The organism is Leptolyngbya sp. FACHB-671, assembly GCF_014695745.1.
GTDB lineage: Bacteria > Cyanobacteriota > Cyanobacteriia > Elainellales > Elainellaceae > JAAUTN01.
This window is the reverse complement of record NZ_JACJOV010000059.1, coordinates 13,280-37,268: the sequence shown is the minus strand read 5'-3', so window position 1 is coordinate 37,268 and position 23,989 is coordinate 13,280. Positions and strand designations below refer to the sequence as shown.

Genomic DNA, 23,989 nt, shown 5'->3' with positions numbered 1-23,989 from the left:
CTTATGATTAAAGTACTGCTTGTAGAAGATCAAGAGATTGTTCGACGGGGCTTAAAGACTCTTTTAGAGACTAAGCCCGATCTTCGGATCGTAGGAGAAGCCAGTAATGGACAGGAAGCCATTCAGCAGTTGAAAACCCTGTGGGCTTCGTCTGATCAGCCAGATGTTGTTCTGATGGACATCCGAATGCCCATCATGGATGGGGTAACAGCGACTCAAATGATTTGTCAAACGTTTGTAGGAACAAAGATTTTGGTGTTGACAACCTTTGATGATACTCGATATGTCGCGGAGGCATTGAGATTTGGAGCAAAGGGATACCTGTTAAAAGATATGCCTTCAGAGGAGCTGGCAGAGGCAATTCGGTCAATCTACAAAGGTTACACCCAATTTGGACCCGGAATCTTGGAGAATTTAATCTCCCAGGCACCTTTAACAGAGGAGCCTGAGCAACCAGAACTACCGCCAGGGCTGACAGAGCTGACCCCGAGAGAGCGAGAAATCTTGCGACTGATTGCAGTAGGTTCTAGCAATCGAGAAATCGCTCAATCCCTTCACCTCTCGGAAGGAACCGTTAGAAATCACATCACTCACATCTTAGGTCGATTGAACTTACGCGATCGCACCCAAGCAGCGATTCTTGCCAATTCCCACCTGACCTGGCTTGAAGATTCTAAGAACTAGGCTCTCTACACACTGTCCTATACCCTATTCACAACAATAGCCCCCTATGGGCACATGACAAATGTCGCGGTTAAAAATGGCATTCATGCAATGTGCTCAGGGTTTATATTCAAATACTCTAAGGTCATCGCGTTGACGATGAAACTCTCCTGATTGGTTTAGATGCTCCTAAAACTGACGCGCTTTTCAAATAAGTAACGCTAATCTACAGATTGAGGGGGTGTCGCAAAAATAGACTAGTGGTGGGGTAAGAGGGCTCTGTCACAGAAACTAGTGAAGAATAAACGATTAACTGAATTCTTGAGGTAAGCCACTGGTTCGACCAGTGCGACTCGACCAGCTTTGAGCGTTGCAGCAGTAAAGTAACTCCTACGGTGGCTTGGTGAAGCAAAACCGTAGGAGAGAATATCATGTCGCAATTGTATCAAAGCCTTTCCCACTCCAAGTGGGACTGCAAGTATCACATCATATTCATACCCAAATATCGTCGTAAGGCGATATTCGGAGAGATTCGTAAATTTCTCGGTCCCATTTTTCATGAGCTAGAGTGTCGTATTATTGAGGGGCATCTGTTGCCAGACTCTGTTCATATGTGCCTTGAAATTCCACCAAAGTATGCAGTAGCATCGATAGTTGGGTTTCTCAAAGGCAAGAGTGCGAGTGCGAGTGCGCGTCAATTCAGTGGCAAGCAACGCAATTCCAATGGTGAAAATTTCTGGGTACGAGGATACGCTGTGTCAACGGTTGGGTTTGAACTAGAAGCATTACGTCACTGCATCCGCGAACAAGAGATTGCCGATAAAGGCGGGCAATTCTAACGGTTGAACAGATAAGCCCTCAGCGAGGACACCCGCCAGGCGGTCACACTCATCAAGCCACCAGCTTTACTGGGGGTATCTGACTGCCCAAAAATTGCGAGGAGGCATTCAGCAAGTGTTAAGTCACAAGTCCTATCAACAAAATGCAACCCGCTTACAGTCAGCAATTCAGCATTCTGGTGGAGTTAGATATGCGGCTGACATTGAAGGATCAACACAAAAAGAGACAACACTTCTAGGGTATGCCTTGAAGCAGAGCTTATGATAGTGTGCTAATTTAGGCAACGATGGAAGTAATCGCGATAGAGCTGACATCTAACCACCACATCATTACCTGTTAATTTGACAAGACCCATACTGTCCAGTTTGAAGGCTTGTTCGGAGGGGAGCCGCACGGTTCTATCGTGTAGGACAACCTGCCGAAATGCTTGCATTAAAGCGGGGTTGCGTTCGAGATTGCTGAGGTGGCGATGAAGATGGTCTGCATAGATGCGGTCTGTCGTAGATGTATCTTGTAGCTGCTCAAAACTCAAAGATTGATGGACGATCGCATACAGTGCCAATCGCACCAGGAATGGATGTCCCCCGATCACCTCCGTTAGAGCTTGAATATCTTTGGAGCGGCAGGAAAGACTATGTCGCTGCACCAGTTCCTCGACCTGAAGCAGTGTGAACTCCGGTAACTCAATCGGTAGTCCGACATTAAACGGAGATTTGTTTACATCTAGCGGAATGTAAACTTCGGTGGAATGTACCACGATCAAACGAATGTTTTTCCAGATCTCTCGCCGTTTTGCTTCTTCATGCAGGGCACGCAGCAAGCCAAAAAAATCATCAGCAATTTCAAGGTTCGCAAATACGCGATCGACTTCATCCAGCCCCAACGTTAGGGGAGCCGAAAGGCTGGGCAGCAAATACTGTTCAAAGTAAGCTTTGCAGCATTGGTTGCTGCCAATCAGGTCGGCAAGTTGCCAATGTTTGGTGAGTTGGTCTGGATCGAGGAGCCCCAGTTCTAAACTCACACTGGCGCAAAACCATTGGAGAAATGTATCTGAGTTGGTGAGACTACGCTGATTGGCAAGCTGAAAGCTGAGCGGTACAACTCGCGCTCCTTGCTGTTTTGCCTGATGCAGAATGCGAGCCATGAGTGAGGTTTTGCCCATCTGACGGGGAGCTTTAATCCGAATCAATGCACCCGGTTGGGCGATCGCTTTATAACAAAGTGATTCAATGGGTGGTCGCTCAATGTAAAACCGTGATGCAAGGTCCATCTGCCCACCAGGAATTTCAGGAGCCGCACTGGGCAAGGGTGGAACAGGCACATGAGAACTGGAACCTGTAATCTTTGCCCAGGAGATAGCAAATTCAGGGTTAACAGGAAGTGACTTGCGGCGCTGATCCCAAACTTCCAACAGTGCTGCTGCTAATCGTGTGGGAGCATCGGTTGTCTGCCATTGCCAGGGCTGTTTGTCTTGCAAATAGCCCAACAGGTCAAACGGCAACTGCTGCATCCAGGGTAAATCGATCAGAATTAGTAAAATTGTGGGCTGTTGCGTCTTCTGTAACTCCTGAGCAAGCTGAATGTTTGCCAGCGTTGCTTCACTAACAGCAGATTGTTCTGTTAACAGTAGCAGCCAGTAGTCAGAGGATTGAACGTTTTCGACGGATAGAAGAGGGGTGGGGGCAAAGCGAAGCTGTTCCCCTCTTGGGGCGATCGTTACTCGATGCTGCGTCTGAGTAAAAGCCTGCTGGAGCTGCGTGATTAACTCGGCACAACTCGCGTCTCCACTGATTAAAACAGTTACAGCATTCTGTCTGTTCGCTTCCTGCTGTTCTCCTTGCGGTTCTGTTTCTAAATCTGCCAGATCACGCCAGTCTTGTCCCAACACCTGACAGAGTTCTACAAAATTGACAAAATCGACAGGTTTACCATTGAGGAAATGGCTAACTGTTGATTGGGCAATCTCAAGCTGATCTGCCAGCAGTCGTTGGCTGGGAAAGCCGTTCCGCAACAGAGACAGCTTAACGTGGGAGATGCAGGACTGACGGAGTTTAAGCGATCGCGGCATGGGCAGGAGGTAGGGGGAATGAACCTGGCAATCCAGAATTCTGTACTGGCAATTTCAATTATGACCAATGAGATAAACCCGATAGTATGTCGATAAAGTCGATAGCAAGTCAATCGCAGCGCAAAGTTCTCCTGCTTGAACTCACCAACCCCCCTAGTTTCATGAGAGAAAACAGGTTCCCACCAGAATCTATTTCTCTCACTTAGCGTCGAAACAACTATGACGGCACACAACAAGGCGATACAAAACGGTTTCTCTGAAGGAGCGATCGCTTCCTACTATCAGGCGGGCGGCACATTACCTGAAAATGCTCCTACCTATGTTCAGCGGCAGGCTGACCTTGACCTTTATGAGGGGCTGAAGGCAGGAGAGTTTTGCTATGTGTTGAATTCGCGCCAGATGGGTAAATCGAGCCTTCAGGTGCAGGTGATGAATCGGTTACAGGCAGAGGGAATTGCTTGTGTCACGATCGACATTTCCGATATTGGCAATCAAGTATCACTAGAGCAGTGGTATGGCGGCGTTGCCTATAAGCTCGTGAGCAACCTGAACGTGTTTAGCTCCAGAGAGTTTATGACCTGGTGGAGCGATCGCGGCTCCCTTTCACCCGTTCAGCGGTTCAGCCAACTGCTCGAAGAGATTTTACTCAAGCAGTCTCAACCAATTGTCATCTTTATTGATGAGATCGACAGTGTTCTCAGTTTTCGGGACTCACTAGACGATTTCTTTGTGCTGATCCGCGCCTGCTACAACAAACGAGCCCATCATCCAGCCTATCGTCGTCTCACGTTTGCCTTGTTGGGAGTTGCTACCCCTAGTGATTTGATCAGCGATACCAAACGCACTCCTTTCAACATTGGTCGAGCGATCGATTTATATGGGTTTGCAGAGCATGAGGCACAACTCTTAGCAGATGGTTTAACAGAAGCTGTTGACCACCCTCAAGCTTCGTTGCGTAACATCCTGGGCTGGACGGGTGGACAGCCATTCCTTACTCAAAAGGTGTGTCAGCTATTAGTAAAAGAGCGAGAAAGTGATGTCGATCGCCTGATTCAAACTCATCTTCTCACCAACTGGGAAGCGCAGGACTATCCAGAACATCTGAAAACTATACGCGATCGCCTCCTCCGCAATGAGCAACGAGCAGGGCGACTATTGGGGCTTTATCAACAGATCTTGCTGGCTCCCGACCGATCGATTCTGGCGGATGATTCGGCGGAGCAAATGGCGCTGAAACTGTCGGGTTTGGTGGTGCAGCGCCAGGGCAAACTGTGGGTCGCTAACCGGATTTATGAAACGGTGTTTGATGCCGATTGGGTGAGTGAGCAGTTGGGTAATCTGCGGATTTACAACGATGCGATCGCCGCCTGGATCGCTTCTAACCGCGAAGACAGTTCTCGCTTACTGCGAGGACAATCGCTACGAGAAGCGCTGAACTGGTCGGCAGGCAAAAGCTTGAGCGATGAGGATTACCAATTTTTGGCGGCAAGTCAGGACGCTGAAAATCGCACGATTCAACTAGAGAAGTTAGAGGTTCAAATTGGCTGGGATATTGAAAAACAGGAAAAGGAAGCGATCGCCAAAGCGAATCAAATTTTGACGATCGCTAACCACAAAGCAAAGCGCCGAATTCAAATTGGTTCACTGGTGCTAGCTGTTTCTATGATAGGAGCCGCGATCGCAGGGACATTTGCCAGTATTGCCCTACAAAAACAGCAAATTGCTTTAACAGGCACACGTTTAGAGCAACAGGGAATGAGCGTTCTGCGACAGTTTGAGACCTCTCAACTGGATGCTTTGGTGGCGGCAATGGAGGCAGGAGCAGAACTTAATCAACTGGTGAAAGGCAATCATTCCCTATCTGAATATCCGGCGACCAGTCCCGTTCTGGCTTTGCACACTGTTCTAAACCAGATTCATGAACAAAATCGAGTGACAGGCTTTCCGTCTGATCTAGGTGCAGCCCAATTTAGCCCCGATGGAGAATTGGTGCTAACGGCTTCTGCCTCTGACTCTACTGGGAAACCACCTAAAGCCCAACTGTGGACGACTCAAGGAACCTTGATTGCTGATTTAGGAAATCATGGTGGAAGTGAGTTAGCAATGCAGTTTAGCCCTGATGGTCAAATGTTTGCCACTGCTGGATATGATGGCAAGATCCGACTGTGGAATCGACAGGGCGATCGCCTGCAAGAATTTCAACAGCCTGAAAACCGTTCAGTGTGGGCTCTAGCATTTAGTTCCGATAGTAAATGGCTAGCCGTAGCTAGCGTTGGAGCCATCGATATCTGGTCATCTCAAGGACGCTACCAGTTCAAAGTGGAGGGCTTTGAGGGCAATCTTCATGCAGTTCACTTCAGTCCGGATGGACAACATCTGGCGGCAATTGACGAGCGAGGCAATGTAAAAATTGTGTCACGCGACGGTCAAACTCTAGCCAGTTTCAAAGCCTCTCCTCACGAGAAGATGCACTGGAGTCCTAATAATCAGCATTTACTTACCGTCGGCATGGATGGCATCGCTCAAGTGTGGACGCTGGATGGCGATCGCCTTGGCGAGATTAGGTTTCCGGATGACGGCAATGGTTTATACAAATCAATTGCTGATGCTCAGTTTATATCCAGCGATGAAATCGTTGTAATTACCGTCAATGGTGAGGTGAGCCATTGGACACCTACTGGAGAACAACACTCTCCAAAGGTGCCTAACGTCCGTCCTGATTCACAAATCACTCCAATGCAGCCAAACTTGCAGGTCAGTCCGCAAGGTGATCATCTCATCTTTAGCGATTACTCTGGCAATATTTACCTGCGGCAACAAGTCAAATCATCTCAGCCAAGCGTTTCAATTGTGCGAGGACAAGGTCGAATTCTCAATGCCTGGTTTGCTCCAGAGGGCGATGACCCCGAAGGGGGAACTGCTTCGCATCGCCTGCTCACCTTTTCAACTGCTGGCACGATTCAAACATGGAACCTGCAAAGCCCAAACCAGTATCCGCTACAAGGGGCTACGTCTGGCTTGATGCCAATAGCAGATCTAAACGAGCAAACTAATCGCGTGATTGGTATCGATACGGCAGGCAAGGCTCAGCTGTGGGATATGGCAGGGCGGCAAGTAGCAACGCTAGATGTATCTGGGCAATCTCATCCTCATGCTCAATTTAGTCAGAATGGTCAGGTAGTGGCGATCGCCGGAGAAGAGGGGTTAATCCGCCTATGGAATTCAGAAGGTCAACTCCTTCAGGAGTTAACAGGTAGCCTCCCCTACATTAGTTCCCTTGCCCTCAGCCATGATGGTAGCTATATCGCAGGCATTGCCAACAACAACCAGATTGTCCTTTGGAATCGTCAAGGAGAGCAACTATTGCAAACTCACTTGTCGTCCCAAACATCTATCAGTACTTCAAGTCTTAGCCCCAACGGCAATTATTTTGCAGTAGGTCAAACGGACGGAAACCTGAGGTTATGGTCTGCAAGTGGAGACGTTTTGGCAACTGTGAAAGCTCACGAGTCGAGCATTATCGCCATGCAGTTTAGCCCCGATGAGCAACACTTGATTACCACAGGCTATGACGGATCTGTAAAAATTTGGACTGCTCAAGGAAAGCTAGTCAAAACGCTGGATCAATCTCAACCCGAAGCTTACGCGATTGAATTTAGCCCAAATGGAGAGTATTTTGCAGTTACTGGGATAAACGGCAATATTAAACTCTGGGATCGCCAGGGACAGCTATTAAATGACTTTACAGCACACACAGACCCTATCTACCGTCTTGTGTTTAGCCCCGATAGCCAAAGCTTTATCACTGTTGCTGGTAGTTCGCTGAGGCTATGGACAGTAGACGGGCAATTGATGAGCGACATCACACTGCCACAGTCCATTCAGAATGTCAGCTTTAGTGATGATGGACAATCGATCTTTAGCGTTGGCAATAGCAATAGAGTGTATCAGTGGCAGATTCCAAAATTATCAACTCTCCTAGAACAAGGTTGCTCCTGGCTAAGCCCCTACTTCACTCAGCATCCAGAATTGCGTAGTAGGCTGAACTGCTCTCCCGAATAAATACTCTGTGGTGAAGCTATGCAACATTTCATTCATGAGTCCTCAAAAAGTTTTCTGCACCACTAAGCGAGGTATTGTCCAACTTAATCGGAGAAATTGAAGAATAAGCACGATAATTCTTGTGTCGAGTAACATCTTGTTTGTCGTCTTAACAAGTGTGACACTTCCACTCTGTTTATACAGTAGTCTGGGCTGTTCGGCTAAAACTGTCTAATGGTTGAGCCAACTGATCAGCAGGCGCGCTAAAACAAGAGAGAGTGCTCAAACTATAGACCCAAATTAATTGTTTGCAGTGCCGAGAATAGGAAGAGTGAGCAACATTCCCAGGATAGGTGAGGAGGATTGGGTTAGTCGTGGCAAAGAGGATAGTTGCTGTAGTCGCTCTAAGGATTCACTAGAGATGATCCAGAGCAATTCGGCCAGTACGACTTAGGATACGGAGAAGGTACAATTCAGCGATCGCCCACCCAAACCGCATTGTCCCAAGCAGAGTCATCAGAGAGTCACCAAAGGTATAAACTATGAATTCTGTACAAGATATCTATTCTCCGTCTGACTGGCAAGCACAGGGTTGTGCTCTTTGTGGGGCGGAACAATATCAAGCAGCGATCGCTGCATTTGATCGGGCCTTAAGCCTTGAACCCAAGAACTGTCAAACCTGGAATTATCGTGCTAATGCGTTAAGTGCGTTGCAGCGTCAAGCTGAGGCACTCAGTTGTTACGATAGGGCGATCGCACTTAATCCGACCTACCATCAAGCTTGGTTTAACCGAGGACTTTTGCTAGCAGAGATGGGGGCGCAAGGTTCTGCTTTGGAAGCCTACGATCGTGCTATTGCGCTTCATCCTGATCCTCTTTATTTGCATGCTTGGGACGACGTTTGGCTCAAACAAAAGCTGATTCCTTTTGTTTATGCTTAAACTTGTGAGTTGTTTTTGGCAGAGGATAATGATGAACGATGAAGCTAACTGATCACCTGTCCCTGGCACTCGCCAAATCCGATTCGGGGATAACCCTGCCTATCACAATACCCCCGAAATGTTACTTCATCCCCCGTTTGAAGGAACGATCGCACTTCACCAGTGGGTAGCGTCAGGAGTTGCTTGCCGCGCTGGGTGATTTCTAATAAGCATCCCTGAGTCCCAACGTCAGCGCCCGAAACAGTGCCACTGGCTAACAAATCTCCAGGACGAAGATTGCAGCCGTTGCTGGTGTGATGGGTGAGCATTTGCGCCACGGTCCAATACATCTGTTGAAACGGACTACGGCTCAGGCACACAGGAGCAATTCCTGCTTGACGCATCTGAGCAGAAGTGAGGAACACCTCCAAGGTCAGAGCTATGCCACCTTGCGCTTGATTGACCGAGTCCGTGAGGTAGGGTAAGGTTTCTGGGGCATCAGAGGTTCTGGTAAAGGCAGAGCCGCGAAAGGGTGCAAGCGACTCCATCGTCACTACCCAGGGAGAAATCGTTGTGGCAAAGCTCTTGGCTAAAAAGGGCCCAAGGGGTTGATACTCCCAGGCTTGAATATCTCGCGCTGACCAGTCATTCACCAGACAAAGACCAAACAGATGGTCTTCGGCTTGAGTCAGGGCGATCGCTTCTCCTAAGGCATTCCCCATCCCGACAAAGCATCCCACTTCCAGCTCGTAGTCCAACATTTGGGAGGGACCAAAGCTGGGAGCTTTATCTTCAGGGCGTTTCTGTTGACCAGAGGGGCGCTGAATCGGAGTATCACTAGGCATGATAGATGAGGCTCGCCCGTGGTAGGCGATCGGCACATATTGGTAGTTCGGTAATAGTGGATTGTCAGGACGAAACAGCTTGCCAACATTCGTAGCGTGAAAAATCGAGGCATAGAAATCTGTGTAGTCCCCAATCGTGGCAGGCAACTGCATCTGCACGTCTGTTCTGGGAATGAGGATTTGGCTAGCGGCTAATGGTTCCTGACCCGTCCGCAGTAATTGACTTAGATGATGGCGTAACGGGAATGAGGCTGTTTTCCCCATCGCCATCAGAGCATTTAAATTTGGCGCTGCACAGGCAACTTGTAGAGGCTCAGGCAGCGCTGCAAATAATCCAAGGGTGCGACATGCAGCCAAATCTAAAATTTGGTCACCGATCGCCACCCCAATTCGCGGAGCATCACTGCTGCCCAATCGTTGAAATACCCCAAACGGTAAATTTTGAATGGGAAACTCGGTGTCGGATGTGTTTGCCGACTCAACCCAGCTCCGTAGGTTTGGATCATGAGTGGCGTCAATGGCACAAATCATAGAAGTTCCAGATGATCAAGATCGGCGATCGGCTCCTGAATAGAACAAGAACCAAACGAGTGGAAAAACTGCTGCCGGGAGCGTCCAATTTCAGACAAGGTAAGGGAGTGTTCCCGCCAATGGATAGTCGTATCGGTGAACTGGAACGAGTGGTGCGATCGCACCTCCAAAATTGCCACTGCTTCATCACCACTAATACTGCCTTGATAAGCCAGGGCTGCCAGCAGCAGCACATTTAAAAAACCATGCATGGTGGCAGAGGCACTGTCAGCTTGAGAGGTTAAGCGGTACTGACCTCGCAGAGGATGATGTAACCCTGCTGTAACCTTTAAGGGAATCTGGGCTTCGGCTAGAGATAGTATTCGCTGAGCAAGCTGTCCACTGTCAGGAAAGGCATCATTGGTGAGTCCGCCTGTCCGCAGTTTTGCAGCAGTACCGGGCTGCTGCAAAATTTTCAGGTAAGGTGCCAAATCCACACCAAACGGAATTTCAAAGAAAGCGGTTACTTCTGTCGGTAAATGCTGGTAAACCTGCTGGATCTTGTCTGGTGGTAACGGTGCAACCTCCAAGGCGCGAATCAAAATTTGGCTAGTGGCATGGCTGAGCTGGTGAATCTGCTCAAGTTCGGCTACCCAGTTTGACGAAAGAATGACGCTCAGTGTCCAGGGCTGAGAGGAACTGCTCCGACTAGGCAAGCCTGGCAAAAGTTGAATTAGTTCAGGTAATCGTGAGGCTGGTACCACAAAATGACCAAGCATCCAGTGATGGAGAGAAGACCAAGCGCGATCGTAGGTTGCTAGCGCTTCGGGTAGACTCAACTGGGCAGGAGGAAACAATCCAGCATAATCTACGACCGCCGAGAGCAGTTGTTTAAGGGAGAGTAACACGCGATGTATCTCCTCTTTTCAAACATCAGGCAGCAGGAAAGAGTAGTGAAGAGTGAGTGTTGCTAACCAATGAGAATCTAATTATAGTCGAGTTTTTGCTTAACTCCATCTAGCGCTAGAGAGGTTAGGCGTTTTGGATAAAAAAGTTTGCAAATAATTTGTACAGTTTTGCAACAGAAATTCGACATTCTGATCAAATTTCTATTAACAATGTGATTAACTTTTTGTCGCACTGAACCAATTGAAAAACTTGCTTCTGTAGATGTATAAAGCAGACAGGAATTATAGCTATTCTATTAGTGATAGACGTCAAGATAGCCTTAATAATTAGTTACTTCAACTGGGCGAACCTAGACAATAAATCTATAATTTACTTATGGACTCTCAGTTTAAGTTAAGCCACTCACCTCAAAGAATGATAGAGAGTTTGCAAGCTTTCTAGTGTTTTGAACTCGGTGATTGACTTAACAATTTTTGAATCGAAATTTGTTGAGTATTTTTTGTTGAAATTAGTCGCGATCGCCTCGCGCAAGTTTTATGTGCAATGTCTGTAATCTGTTTTCTGAGTTGTCCTCAATCGCTACAAATAATTAATTCTTCCTAATAGAGGGAGGAATCACATGACTGATTTTTTTCCCGTTCTTGGCTTCGATCACCTTGAGTTTTATGTAGGCAACGCGTGGCAAGCCGCCAAGTTTTATGGAACATTATTTGGATTTACCAATACCGCCCATTGTGGGTTAGAGACCGGTAGCCGTAAAGTTGCCTCTTATGTAATGGAGCAAGGCAATATTCGCTTTGTTTTCAGTACGGCAGTCAGTCCTGACCATCCTATTGCTCATCGTGTGCTGAAACATGGTGATCATGTGGCTGTGATTGCCCTGGCGGTGCCCGATGCGATCGCCGCTTATAAGCAAGTGACGGCACGCGGGGCGATCGGCGTTATTCCCCCTACCACTGCTGAGGATGAGCATGGTTTATTGCACTACGCCGCTATCCGTGCCTATGGTGACGTGCTGATCAAGTTTGTCGATCGCACTGAGTATCACGGCATTTTTGCCCCAGAATTCCTGCCGCAACCCGTTAGGCGTCGTAATCACTCAGCCGGGCTGCAAACCATTGATCACGTTGTCGGCAATGTTGAACTGGGTGCCATGGAGCACTGGGTTAAGTTCTTTGCGGACACGATGGGCTTTGAGCTACTGGTGCATTTCGACGACAAAGCGATCTCGACTGAATACTCCGCGCTGATGTCTAAAGTGGTGCAGGACGGCTCTGGCAAAATCAAACTACCGATCAATGAGCCTGCTCCAGGCAAGCGAAAATCCCAAATTGCAGAATACCTGGAATACCATCAAGGACCGGGAGTGCAGCACATTGCCTGCTCAACTGCCAATATCATTCAAACCGTCACTCAGTTGCGAGAGGCTGGTGTTGAATTTCTTCGGATTCCCACAACGTATTACGACAATTTAACCGCCCGCGTGGGCGACATTAATGAACCGATCGACCAACTGGCAGATCTAGGAATTCTGGTCGATCGCGATCAGGAGGGGTATCTTCTGCAAATATTTACGCAACCCGTTGAAGACCGGCCCACCCTATTTTTTGAAATCATTGAACGGCACGGAGCGCAAAGCTTTGGCGAAGGCAATTTCAAATCCCTGTTTGAGGCGATCGAGCGAGAACAGGCATTGCGCGGCAATTTATGAGGGGCAGCAGTTGAGCAAAACGGTACAGAACCATGACGTACTACTACCGTCTCGGCACAATTCCTAAGAAGCGCCATACGCAATTCCGTCAACCGGATGGCTCGTTGTACCACGAAGAGCTGATGGGAATACATGGCTTTACGGGAATTCAATCGCTGCTCTATCATCTGCACCCACCTACTCAGGTAGATGCCGTGCGGCTAGTGCAAACAACTGCCCTGGAATATGAGCAACCTGTCGCTTTGCAGCCCCGCCATTTACGCACTGCCCAAAGCATGAGTGCAGGCGATGCCATTTCGTCTCGCATTCCCCTGCTGGCAAATGCGGATATCTGTATCTCGGTGGCGCAGCCGACAGAACCCATGTCCTATTGGTATCGCTCTGCTCATGGGGATGAGGTGATGTTTGTCCACGACGGCAGCGGTGTGTTAGAGAGCCAATACGGCTTACTGCACTATCGCCCTGGAGATTATTTGGTGATTCCCACAGGCGTGATCTGGCGTCTCCTGCCCAATGTGGACGTTCTCCAACGGCTGCTGGTGATTGAGGCTCAGGGACACATCGCCCCACCAGCCCGCTACCTCAATTGTGAGGGACAGTTTTTAGAACACTCACCTTACGGGGAGCGGGACTTGCGACCACCCGAAGCATTAGTTCCTCGCGATGAGGTGGGTGAGTTTGAAGTCCGGGTGAAAGCGCGCGATCGCATCACAGCCTACACCTATCACCATCATCCAATGGACGTAGTGGGTTGGGATGGTCATCTCTATCCTTACGCCTTCAACATTGCTGACTTTGAACCGATTACTGGACGAGTTCACCAGCCGCCACCCGTTCATCAAACCTTTGAAGCACCAGGATTTGTGATCTGCTCGTTTGTGCCGCGACTATTGGATTATCACCCGCTGGCAATTCCCGCTCCCTACAACCACTCCAATGTCGATTCAGATGAAGTGCTGTATTACGTGGAAGGGAATTTTCTGTCACGTAACGGGATAGAGAGATCGTCAATCACGGTGCATCCCAGCGGTCTACCCCACGGTCCCCATCCCGGAAAGTATGCAGCCTCGATCGGTCAGGACCGGACGGACGAACTGGCGGTGATGATCGACACGTTTCGCCCATTGCAGTTCACTCAGCAGGCGATCGCATTAGAAGACTGTCAGTATGCCTACAGTTGGACAATTGATCGAAGGAGCAGTTGATTTATGGTCACTCTTACCCCTAACGCTCACTCACTGACGATCTCTCCCAGAATCCAAGTGCGGTTACAGAAAGGAGAGTTAACGCGATCGCGGGTGAATGAATTTCAAGATTTTCTCAATCAGGTTGATCGGGTCATTTTTCAGGACCGCATCCTCACCGACAATGCCTACACACGCTGGTTTCAGGCAGGCAACGCGACCGATGAGGAATTGCGGTATTTTATCCAGCAATTTTCTGTCTTTTCCAATCAATTCTTAGTTGCAGCCCTGTTGAAAGTGATCAACTCGCCCACCCTGCAACAGTCTCGTGCCAGTCGGGAGATTTTGCTGAATGAACTGGGCGTGATTTATCGCAAGTTGAGTGGCACGGCGGGTACCCAGATGACTCAAACAGACGAGGAAAAAGATCGAGAAGGTGATCCGGAATTTGTCAGCACCGAAGGAACGGTAGATGGTGGTATTTGTCGCTTCCGGGCGGCTCATTTTGAGTGGCTGACTGCCGTAGCCGAGGGGCTGGGGTTGCACTATGAAGACATTGGTCAACGGAAGCACGGGAGCGCCACCACGCTGCACTTCTGTGATGAACTGCAACGCCTCTACGGCAGTGACGATACCAATATTGCCGAAGGTGCCAGCTTTGCCGTAGAAAATTGGGCAGCAGCAGGCTTTTGGCAAGAGTTAGAAGATGGCTTGATGCAGATTAAACAACTGCGTCATCCCCAACTGCGACTGGCATTCTTCACCTGGCACAACCGCGTGGAAGCCCAACATGCCGGACACACCCTGGAAGAACTGGAAGCGGTCTATTTCCAAGCGGGATTCGATCGAGCCAAGTTTATCCAGGGCGGTCAGGAAATCTTAGAGGCGATCGCCGTCTTTTGGGATGGGCTAGAGTGCGATCGGCTAAACGCCATTTACGCCTGATTTTGAACTGTCAGTGCAATGAAATCATCGAGCCAGGAGGCTGAAAGAATGCTTTTGTCATTGAAGAACCAGAATGTTAACTCTTTTACCAGTTATGCATTAGAAGCGCTAACTACTGTTGACATAGATAAACTGAAGCCATTCTTTGATGATCTTCCTGTTGATCCTTATCTGAAAGGCAGTTATCGTTTCCGGCGTTTATCTCACTTTAGAGTTGAAGCTGATCGTCTGGTTCATTTACCGCATAGACTCTTTTTTCAGACCAAAGATTACAATCCTTTGCTGGGTAATGTTGTCAGAGAGTATCCAGAGTTAGCGGATGCCCTGATTGAGCTGGAGGATTTTCAAAAAACGGTTTTAGAGTTCTTTGAATTCTGCAAACTTTGCTCAACAGCCAACGAGATTGGCGTTCACCAGATTCGCATTACCAGTTCCAGCCAGCACATGGGAAGTCCAGCTCCTGAAGGAATTCACCGGGATGGGGTCGATCTGGTGGGAATTTTCTGCGTCCAACGGAGAGGTGTTGAAGGTGGAGAAACTCATCTTTATCGATCCAGGCAGGAGCAGCCAATTTTTGACAAAATTCTCAATCCGGATGAACTGCTGGTATTCAGCGATCGACAATTTTTCCATTTCACTTCTGAAATCAAAACCAGCTCCATTAAACAGGGCATTCGGGATGTCTTTGTTTTCACCTGCCCTGGATTAATGCCTGGAAAAAACTAATGGTTGGCAGCACGAGGCAATTCTATATTAGGAGATCGTTATGACTTCTCTCGATCTGGACTGGATTCGTGAGCAATTTCCGGCACTTCAGCAGGAACTCAACGGTCAACCCATTGTTTTCTTTGATGGTCCCGGTGGGACTCAGGTGCCACGAACGTCGATCGCAGCAATGGGCGACTACCTGTTGCATTCCAACGCCAATGCCCACGGAGCCTTTCTGACCAGTGCCCAGACCGATGGTCTGATTGCCTCTGCCCGTTCGGCTGTCGCAAGTCTGCTGGGTTGCGATGCAGACGAAGTCGTGTTTGGGGCGAACATGACAACCCTGACCTTTGCCATCAGTCGGGCGATCGGACGAGAGCTGCAACCGGGAGATGAAATCATTGTTACCCGGCTGGATCATGATGCCAATGTCACACCCTGGTCTACCTTGGCAGCGGAGGGCGTAGTCCTTCGTGTGGTCGATATTAATTCCCAGGATTGTACGCTGGACATGGATAGTCTGGAACAAATGATAAATGAGCGGACACGGGTGGTGGCGATCGGCTATGCCTCTAATGCCGTCGGCACGATTAATGATATAGCTGCCGTGGTGCGCCTTGCCCATGCGGTGGGAGCTTTAGTTTTTGTTGATGCGGTTCACTATGTGCCCCACGGACCGATCGATGTGCAGACACTGGATTGTGATTTTCTCACTTGTTCTGCCTATAAGTTTTTTGGTCCTCACATTGGCATTTTATACGGCAAACGGACACATCTGGCGCGGCTTCTTCCTTATAAGGTGCGACCCGCCCCCGACGGTGCTCCCGGTCGCTGGGAGACAGGCACCCAGAACCATGAAGGCATGGCCGGGCTGATTGCAACATTGCATTATCTGACCAAACTCGGTCATCGGATTTCACCCCAGTTGGGGAATCGGGCTGCCCTGATACAAGCGATGGAAGCAATTCAGCACTATGAACGGAAGTTAGCCCGACTGTTGATTCCGGGATTGTTACAAATTCCAGAGCTGACCATTTACGGCATTACGGAACCGAGTCGCTTTAGCTGGCGCACTCCCACCGTTGCCCTGCGCTTGAAGGGGCAGACTCCCTACGCGGTTGCAAAAGAATTGGGCGATCGGGGAATTTTTGTCTGGCATGGCAACTTCTATGCGTTGGGACTGACGCAACGGCTAGAGCTTGAAGCAAGCGGTGGCTTTGTGCGTATTGGCCTCGTCCACTACAACACCGAGGCTGAAGTGAATCGTTTGCTGAAAGCTCTGAATGAGATTACTACGTCACACTTTCACCTGGACAGGGGGTAGCGATGGCAAAGCAACTTTCCCTGGAGCAGATCATCGCCTGCGATGTGACAGCAGAGACCGCTACTGAAATCCTGCCCCACATTAATCAATCCCTCGCAACGCTACCTGCGATCGCCTGCTGGCAAGATCTGACTCAGCATTTACTAACACCCAAACACCCGTTTTCCCTACACGAATTGTTGTACAAAACAGCTTTCTGTGATTGGGATGTAACCCAGGAAATGCCCCCGGCTTGGTTCCCGACGCAAATGCAAGCTCAGTCTACCAATATTGTTGCCTTGATGCAGGCATTACAACTGAGGACTTACTCACAACTGCACACCTGGTCTATCGAGAACCGGGCTAAATTCTGGGACCGGATGGTGCAACGGCTCGGCATTCGCCTACAGCAGCCTTACAGCCAGATTGTCGATTTATCTCAAGGTGTGGAATCTCCGCAATGGTTGGTTGATGCTCGCCTCAATATTGTCGAAAGCTGTTTTCAAGCCTCTGCCACTGCACCAGCGATTATCTTTAGCTCAGAACGGCAATCCCGCAGTAAGTCACTGGGGATGTGGACTTATCAGGAGTTACACTGCCTTGCCAACCGTGTTGCTCATGGTTTGGTGGAATTGGGAGTGCAACCGGGGGAGGCGATCGCCATTGATCTGCCGATGACGCCTGAGTCCGTGGCAATTTACCTGGGCATTGTCCAAGCAGGTTGTATCGTCGTGTCGATCGCCGATAGCTTTGCACCAGCAGAAATCGCCGCACGGCTGCGAATCGCCCACGCCAGGGCAATTTTTACCCAAGATGTGATGCACTGGGGGGGCAAGTGCCTGCCGCTCTACCACAAAGTGATAGCAGCCAACGCGCCCCTGGCGATCGTGCTTTCTGAATGTGCTGATCCTGTAGTGGTCCGCCCAGAAGATTTGACCTGGCGCAATTTTCTCAGCCAGAACGACACCTTTAACGCGGTACCAAGATCGGCTATGGACCCCACCAATATTTTGTTCTCCTCGGGTACAACTGGCGATCCGAAAGCGATTCCCTGGACGCAAACCACCCCAATTAAGTGTGCTGCGGATGGTCATTTGCATCACGACCTGCATCCAGGAGATGTGCTGGCTTGGTCAACCAGTTTAGGCTGGATGATGGGACCGTGGCTAATCTACGCCAGCCTGATTAATCGAGCGACGATCGCGCTGTACGATGGTGCACCCACCACTCGCGGCTACGGCGAATTTATTCAAGCAGCGCGGGTGACGATGTTGGGAGTTGTCCCCAGTTTGGTCAATGTCTGGAGAACGACTTACTGCATGGAGGGACTGGACTGGAGCGCCATCAAAGCGTTTAGCTCGACTGGAGAATGTGCGAATCCACAGGACATGCTGTATCTAATGTCGCTAGCTGGCTATCGTCCCATTGTCGAGTACTGCGGCGGCACTGAAATTGGCGGTGGTTACATCACTGGGACGCTGGTTCAACCCTGTGCGCCAGCAACCTTTACCACTCCCGCCTTGGGTCTGGATGTAGTGCTGCTCGATGAAAACGGTCAACCTACTGACAAAGGAGAAGCGTTTATTGTGCCCCCTGCGATAGGACTTTCCACCACCCTGCTTAACCAAGACCACCATCACGTATATTTTGCTGACACTCCCCTGTGGAAGGGATTGCCGAACGACCCATCCAGGGGCAATTTACCGGCTGGTGCTGCTGCATCCATAACTCCCCTACGACGACACGGTGATTATCTAGAACGCCTGGACAACGGCTACTACCGCGTCTGTGGTCGAGTAGATGACACGATGAACTTAGGCGGCATTAAGGTCAGTTCGGCTGAGATTGAACGGGTGCTCAATCAGCTAGAGGAGATTCAGGAAACGGCAGCGATCGCGGTCTCGCCTCCGGCAGGGGGACCAAGCCAACTGGTTATCTATGCCGTTGTACGACTAGGGACTGAGCTAACGTCAGCAGCCTTACAGACGCAGTGCCGGCAGGCGATCGCCCAGCAGCTTAATCCGTTGTTTAAAGTGCGCGATCTCGTCATCGTGGAGTCCTTACCTCGCACCGCCTCCCAGAAAGTCCTGCGTCGCGTGTTGCGGGAGCATTATAACACGATCGCCGTCTTTTGGGATGGGCTAGAGTGCGATCGGCAGCACTAAGTGAGAACATCACTGGACGCACCAGCTACTGCAACCCAGTCATCCATTTCCGCTACATCAGTTGCTGTATGAAACCACCTTCGCGACTGGCAAGCTGGGCGGTTGTGTCGCAAAAACTGTCAAGGGCGTTCATACTAGTCGCGGTGGTATGTAGCTAATCGTAAATACTCTGGATCTGCCTTCACCAATTGCCACTTTTCATAGAAAATCTTGGCAGATTCAGCTTTGATTGGATCTTCTTCACGGGGTAGAACCGTTTTGGAACCTGCTGCATACTTGCGTCCTGACTTGTGGTTGGCATAGCGACGCGCTCTGGTATACCCCATCTGCAAAAACTTTCGTGCCATGTCCATACCAACGAAATCGCCCTCCGCCTTGTATTGGAGAAATAGGCTGTAGATTTTGTCAGCAGATTGACGGGCAATATCTGGGGTTTTGAATCTCCAGTAGGGCAAAATCTCGCTCTTGTAGGGTTCAACTAGCAAAACGCCCTGTTCGCCTCGACCGATCCGGTACAGTTCTGGATGCTGGCGAAAGTCGATCGCCTTGAAATCGAGCGAGTAATCAAATTCCTTCATCTACAGAAGTTCACTAACCCAAAACAACTAATCTTGATCCAGTTTCCTTATTTTGACCAAATTCATTGCTGATGAAATCGCCCTACTGATATAGTTACCGCCAGTCTAGTTAGAACATCGACTCGCGTTTGCTAAACATACCCGTATTTAGGTCTTGGACTTAAGCTATCACCCAAAAAACAGCGTTTCTCCTGAGAGAAAGATAGTAGAGTTTTGAATCCAGCATGATTGGCTACCTTTCTCATCACTGTTTAAATCAATGCTTAGTTTCCACCAAACACCCTGCTGCTTCACAACAGCATCAGCTCAATGCAAATCCCCTCTCAAAGCGACAGCAAAACACGCTGCAGATAGCGCTGTGGGCAGAGGAAAAACTGGATGAACAGGTTGCACCTCAAATAAAACGACTGTTGTTGCGCGCTTTTGCTGTTTATAGACGACGCGATCGCCTATCCGCAGATACTTTAGCTCGGTATCGTCACGACCTCAAACAACAGTTTAAAGAGTGCCTCACTCAAAGGGAGCATCAGCATTTGAGGCGATCGCCACTCTGCTTTACCAGATTTCCTTACTATCTTTTCCTGTTGTTAGACGACCCCTCCAACACTCCACTCATTTCTCAGCAAAACCAGAATCAACTATTGATATCAGGCAGAAAAGGAAAATTCGCCGTCTGGTGTACTCACTATCACAGAAAGCTGCTTGCTCTGGCGAAAGTTTGGCTAGCAAATGGCACCAATCATGCCAAAACAGTGACCCTGAAGCATAGACTAGGCAGTATTAGCCTGATTCCAATCAAAGTCGGTAAGAGAGGGGTTAAAGTCCGAAACGTTTGGATTCACTATCATGACCTCTATCACCTTGAAGTTGCTCAGCTCGATAGAATTCAGATGGGAAACCATTGGGTGAGCGGTGTTAACGGCATCAATGGGCGAGTCTTTCATGACGCTCCAATTGTGGAGGAATACGACAGCTTTTTGGATGAAGCCCGAATTGCTATCCACGAAAGCCTCACTCGTCCTTCCGCTTTTAGCCAACTTAAACTGCTTTGCTGGATAGGGTTGCTACTCATACAAGGGATTAATCCTTTGGCAGTCATCATCCGTCACATTAAAAGCCTGAAAAAGAAGCAGGCAGAGCTTTGGCTATAGCTTCTACCTAACTGCAGGGGCTGTAGTTAAACTCAGCGGAGCAGTCACCTACTCCATCAGGGATACTCTGCTAAGGGTGCCAGAGTTTTGAAAAACCGGCGATCGCCTCACCTATCCACCCAACTGCTCGACTCTCTCAATCTTCTGCCGTAGCACCTCAATCTCCCGCTTCAGACGCTTCAGTTCCTTGACAGGGGCGATCGCCTCCTTATACTGCTCAACCTCAGCAGCCTTCAAGTACGAACGAGGCATTTGCTGATGTAGTGTTTACGAGATTCAAACTCAATGGCTTGCGGCTTTTAGTCTTCCTTTGATGGATAGAAGCAGTCCGTCAATACCTCTGCCAAGCAGCACAGGAACAATAATCGAGACGAGATCAGGATGAGCGGACACTGCTGTGCGTTGCATAATTGCGGGATGAATTAATCCGGTATGGGTACAATTCCATTTTTCAGGTAATGCAATAGAGACCAATCCAGAATTATGCTGCGACGTTACCAAATCGGAAACTAGACGCAACAATACCGCCAAAGTTATTTTCATCATGATAAACACAAACACTTGGCTCGTTTTGGGCTGCGCCAACTGCGACCATCAACGGTAGTAAATGGTCTTCCTGTGGGTGAGCTAATCGTGCAGCAGGGGCGTTAGTCCAATGGATAAGTTTATCAACTCGCTGTGTTGGCTCAGATTGCACCAGCGTCTGCTGAAGCCAATCATCAAATTGCTGGGATGCTTCTGCACCATTTGGCCCAAAATTCCTCAGATTGTGATAGCTCAATCCGCTACCAATAATGAGTACACCTTCCTTTCGCAATGGAGCCAATGCTTGTCCTACTTCCAAATGAAGTTTCGGGTCATAGCTTCGCTTGAGCGAAAGCTGAACGACAGGAATCTGTGCTTGCGGATACATGGGGTACATCACCGTAAAAGTACCGTGGTCAAAGCCGCGTTTTGGGTCAAGATGGGCTGAATATCCAGCACTCTGAATCAGCGATTGGACGCGAATAGCCAATTCTGGTGAACCTGGGGCACTATACTTCACTTCGTATGTATGCGCGGGGAATCCTGAATAATCGTAAATCATTGGAGGATTTGGACTCGCCGAAACAGTGAAGTCTTCTTCTTCCCAATGTCCCGAAATCATTAGCACTGCTTTGGGTGTCGCTCCTAACTGGCGAGGGATATCCTGTAACGAAGTTTCGAGCAGAGCAAACTTTTGACCCAATTGGTCTTTCATGTAGGGCCAGGGTCCACCACCGTGAGAAACAAAGTAGGTCGGAAATTCAGGCATTATCATATCTAAATTCTGTTTGATGGTTATGGCCCCGTAGCCGATATAACTCACTATATTCATATACTATTAGTTCATCAATAGGCAAAATATTGATCCATCATTTCTTATTAGTTGATGATACTTGGACAAAATGGATACATTAGTGAGCATGCGCGTGTTTCGCAGAGTTGTAGAACTGAAAAGCTTTGTTGCTGCCGCCGATCGCATGGAAATGTCTCCCGCAATGGCTAGCAAACACGTGATGCACCTAGAGCAGCACTTAGGCGGTCGCTTGCTCAATCGCACCAGCCGGCATTTAAGTTTGACTGAAATCGGGAGAGTCTATTTTGAACAATGTTGCGAGATGTTGGATAGCCTGGATGAAGTAGAAGCAACAGTCAGCCGAGCAACAATTGTACCGAGTGGGGTGCTAAAAATTAGTGCCCCAGTCTGGTTTGCCAATCGCACATTTACGAAGATACTTGCTAATTACCAGGCACAGTTTGCCGCAGTCTCTTTAGACATTGACTTAAGTGGGCGAATGGTTAATGTAGTAGAGGAAGGGTTTGATTTGGTATTGAGAGTGACTCAATCTCCTCCGAGTAACCTGATTGCACATCCAATTGCATCTATTCCGTTTTACCTGGTAGGCTCTCCGTCATACCTTCGCAAGGCTGGATACCCTTTAAAACCGAAAGATTTATCGCAGCACGCTATGATCACTTATTCATATTTGTCACTTTCAGAAGGTGAACTACCCCTTGAAGGATTAACGGGGAAAGAGAGCGTTAAGATTGATTCGTCGGTGCTGCGGACTAACAATGAAAATCTGATGCACAACGCGGTAATGGATGGAATGGGTCTGGCATTCTTACCAACTTGGCTGATTGAAGACGATATTGCTGCCGGACATCTAGAGAGGGTGATGCTGAATTATCGTTTGCCAGCTAGCATGCTTTATGCCGTGTATACTAGCCGCAAATATCTTTCATCGAAAGTGCGAACCTTTGTTGATTTTATTGCTAAATGTAGCGAGCTAAAAAACTAACTTTTGGAAAGAGCAGCACAGGGCACGCGTGGTTGAGTGACGTGGTTAGCTTTCAACACTATGTGAAAGAAGCGTGCTGCTGCTTTGCCTGAACAGTTTTTGCGATACAACCTAAGCGGCAGCGCTGCCGCTTATGCGAAACTTACGGAACAATTGCAGTAACGCGGATTTCAATCCGCATTGTTGGCAGTCCAAGCGCCGCGACTCCTACCTGTGTCCAAATTGGGGCGTGGTTAGGCATGTAATGACGAAATAGCTTGACCATCACATCGTTAACCTCTGGGGGAAACCCGCCAACATGGTAAGAATTAACGTGGACAACATGCTTCCAACCCGCACCAGCAGTCGTCAAAGTTCGCTCTACGTTCCGAAACGCTTGGGCAATCTCGTCTCCGAGCGATTCGGAAATTTGCAGATCGTCATCCCAACCACCTTGACGGATGTCTCCACTCGATTGCCAATTTTTACCGCTTGCGAGAAATGCAATTTATTCAGCATGTATTCCCCATAATCGGGGGTGACAAAAAACTCGGGCTTATTCATGGTTTCACCCTTGACTTCAGTTTTGATGACGAAAGCCCTTAATTCAACAATCTTACCGTCGCGAAAGCGCCAGACATCGCAGTACGAGTAATGAGCTGCCTTCCCGTCTTCATCCTTCATTGTGATGTCACCGAGTGCCGTGACGAAATCACCTTCAGCGATTAAGTCAGCCACCATAAACTTGGGAGGCTCTACGTATGTCGTTGCCATCCATTGGCGAACGGCTTCTTTCCCGTTGAGGGTCTTATCGCCTACAAACGTCCATTTCGTGTCGTCGGTGCAGAATGACAAGAATCCTTCATAGTTGCCTGCAGCGATCGCCGCATTTGCCTCTTCTAAGATTGCTTTATTTTTGGCTGACATCTGAATCTCTCCTCTGCTCAAGTGGATGCTTTAACGGAGTGTTCTTTCTACCAACGCATCATTCTCCTCAGCGAAGCCGATGAACGACTGGAGACATTGCAGGGTTTCCCTGACCGACATTAATGTTAGGCGTTGAGTTCTCCTGGGAATGTTGCTTCTCGTTTGATTTAACTTAAGCGTAGTGAATTCCTATGCTCGGTTTCTTTCAGATTCTTAGG

At 48.8% G+C, this 23,989-nt stretch carries 20 protein-coding genes; 12 read left to right on the top strand and 8 right to left on the bottom strand.

Translation table 11 applies throughout. The annotated features are described in order from the left end of the window. Positions 1–3 precede the first annotated feature (3 nt). A complete protein-coding gene (locus H6F93_RS06690) occupies positions 4–684 on the top strand; it encodes a response regulator (protein ID WP_190679805.1) in 681 nt (226 codons plus the stop codon). 410 nt (positions 685–1,094) lie between these two features. Further along, positions 1,095–1,502, top strand: coding sequence for an IS200/IS605 family transposase (gene tnpA, locus H6F93_RS06685; RefSeq protein WP_190679804.1), 408 nt, complete (start codon positions 1,095–1,097; stop codon positions 1,500–1,502). A gap of 272 nt (positions 1,503–1,774) precedes the next feature. Here tnpA and H6F93_RS06680 read toward each other — a convergent pair whose 3' ends face one another. Beyond that, complete coding sequence (locus H6F93_RS06680; protein WP_190679803.1) at positions 1,775–3,571, bottom strand: AAA-like domain-containing protein; 1,797 nt, start codon at positions 3,569–3,571, stop codon at positions 1,775–1,777. 219 nt (positions 3,572–3,790) lie between these two features. Between H6F93_RS06680 and H6F93_RS06675 the strand changes: the two genes are divergently transcribed. Both H6F93_RS06675 and H6F93_RS06670 read left to right on the top strand, forming a co-directional pair. Next, entirely contained in the window at positions 3,791–7,633 is a 3,843-nt protein-coding gene (locus H6F93_RS06675) for a WD40 repeat domain-containing protein (RefSeq protein ID WP_190679802.1), read from the top strand. 521 nt (positions 7,634–8,154) lie between these two features. Next, a complete protein-coding gene (locus H6F93_RS06670) occupies positions 8,155–8,553 on the top strand; it encodes a tetratricopeptide repeat protein (RefSeq protein WP_190645493.1) in 399 nt (132 codons plus the stop codon). A gap of 44 nt (positions 8,554–8,597) precedes the next feature. Here the strand turns inward: H6F93_RS06670 and fahA are convergent, their stop codons facing one another. Continuing rightward, the gene (gene fahA, locus H6F93_RS06665) at positions 8,598–9,908 is read right to left on the bottom strand and encodes a fumarylacetoacetase (protein WP_190679801.1); all 1,311 of its coding nucleotides are present in this window, start codon (positions 9,906–9,908) and stop codon (positions 8,598–8,600) included. Continuing rightward, positions 9,905–10,795, bottom strand: a complete 891-nt coding sequence (locus tag H6F93_RS06660) for a hypothetical protein (RefSeq protein ID WP_190679800.1) — start codon at positions 10,793–10,795, stop codon at positions 9,905–9,907. The genes fahA and H6F93_RS06660 overlap by 4 nt, the downstream gene beginning before the upstream one ends. A 620-nt stretch (positions 10,796–11,415) precedes the next feature. On the opposite strand from H6F93_RS06660, the gene hppD reads away from it, so the two are divergent. From hppD to H6F93_RS06630, 6 genes are read left to right on the top strand one after another with little or no spacing between them, the layout of a single operon-like run. After that, on the top strand, positions 11,416–12,507 hold the full coding sequence (hppD, locus tag H6F93_RS06655) for a 4-hydroxyphenylpyruvate dioxygenase (RefSeq protein WP_190679799.1): 1,092 nt from the start codon (positions 11,416–11,418) through the stop codon (positions 12,505–12,507). A 32-nt stretch (positions 12,508–12,539) separates the two neighbouring features. After that, entirely contained in the window at positions 12,540–13,712 is a 1,173-nt protein-coding gene (locus tag H6F93_RS06650; RefSeq protein WP_190679798.1) for a homogentisate 1,2-dioxygenase, read from the top strand. 3 nt (positions 13,713–13,715) lie between these two features. Next, a complete protein-coding gene (locus H6F93_RS06645) occupies positions 13,716–14,636 on the top strand; it encodes a hypothetical protein (protein WP_190679797.1) in 921 nt (306 codons plus the stop codon). Between the two features lie 48 nt (positions 14,637–14,684). Next, the gene (locus H6F93_RS06640; protein ID WP_190679796.1) at positions 14,685–15,362 is read left to right on the top strand and encodes a 2OG-Fe dioxygenase family protein; all 678 of its coding nucleotides are present in this window, start codon (positions 14,685–14,687) and stop codon (positions 15,360–15,362) included. Between the two features lie 40 nt (positions 15,363–15,402). After that, on the top strand, positions 15,403–16,668 hold the full coding sequence (locus H6F93_RS06635; RefSeq protein WP_190679795.1) for a cysteine desulfurase-like protein: 1,266 nt from the start codon (positions 15,403–15,405) through the stop codon (positions 16,666–16,668). A gap of 2 nt (positions 16,669–16,670) precedes the next feature. Beyond that, positions 16,671–18,812, top strand: a complete 2,142-nt coding sequence (locus H6F93_RS06630; protein WP_190679794.1) for an AMP-binding protein — start codon at positions 16,671–16,673, stop codon at positions 18,810–18,812. Between the two features lie 134 nt (positions 18,813–18,946). On the opposite strand, the gene H6F93_RS06625 is transcribed toward H6F93_RS06630, so the two are convergent. Beyond that, positions 18,947–19,390: a DUF4385 domain-containing protein gene (locus H6F93_RS06625; RefSeq protein WP_190645508.1), complete on the bottom strand. Its 444-nt coding sequence runs from the start codon at positions 19,388–19,390 to the stop codon at positions 18,947–18,949. 224 nt (positions 19,391–19,614) lie between these two features. On the opposite strand from H6F93_RS06625, the gene H6F93_RS33295 reads away from it, so the two are divergent. Continuing rightward, a complete protein-coding gene (locus H6F93_RS33295) occupies positions 19,615–20,541 on the top strand; it encodes a hypothetical protein (RefSeq protein ID WP_199313527.1) in 927 nt (308 codons plus the stop codon). Positions 20,542–20,652: 111 nt separating this feature from the next. Here H6F93_RS33295 and H6F93_RS06615 read toward each other — a convergent pair whose 3' ends face one another. Beyond that, the gene (locus H6F93_RS06615) at positions 20,653–20,793 is read right to left on the bottom strand and encodes a hypothetical protein (protein WP_190679793.1); all 141 of its coding nucleotides are present in this window, start codon (positions 20,791–20,793) and stop codon (positions 20,653–20,655) included. Positions 20,794–21,022: 229 nt separating this feature from the next. Then, complete coding sequence (locus tag H6F93_RS06610; protein ID WP_206755711.1) at positions 21,023–21,841, bottom strand: DODA-type extradiol aromatic ring-opening family dioxygenase; 819 nt, start codon at positions 21,839–21,841, stop codon at positions 21,023–21,025. A gap of 127 nt (positions 21,842–21,968) precedes the next feature. Between H6F93_RS06610 and H6F93_RS06605 the strand changes: the two genes are divergently transcribed. Continuing rightward, entirely contained in the window at positions 21,969–22,865 is an 897-nt protein-coding gene (locus H6F93_RS06605; protein WP_190679791.1) for a LysR family transcriptional regulator, read from the top strand. A gap of 142 nt (positions 22,866–23,007) precedes the next feature. Here the strand turns inward: H6F93_RS06605 and H6F93_RS35695 are convergent, their stop codons facing one another. Continuing rightward, on the bottom strand, positions 23,008–23,250 hold the full coding sequence (locus H6F93_RS35695) for a Rid family hydrolase (protein WP_524537909.1): 243 nt from the start codon (positions 23,248–23,250) through the stop codon (positions 23,008–23,010). After that, positions 23,226–23,771: a nuclear transport factor 2 family protein gene (locus tag H6F93_RS35690; protein WP_242043332.1), complete on the bottom strand. Its 546-nt coding sequence runs from the start codon at positions 23,769–23,771 to the stop codon at positions 23,226–23,228. The genes H6F93_RS35695 and H6F93_RS35690 overlap by 25 nt, the downstream gene beginning before the upstream one ends. Positions 23,772–23,989 lie beyond the last annotated feature (218 nt).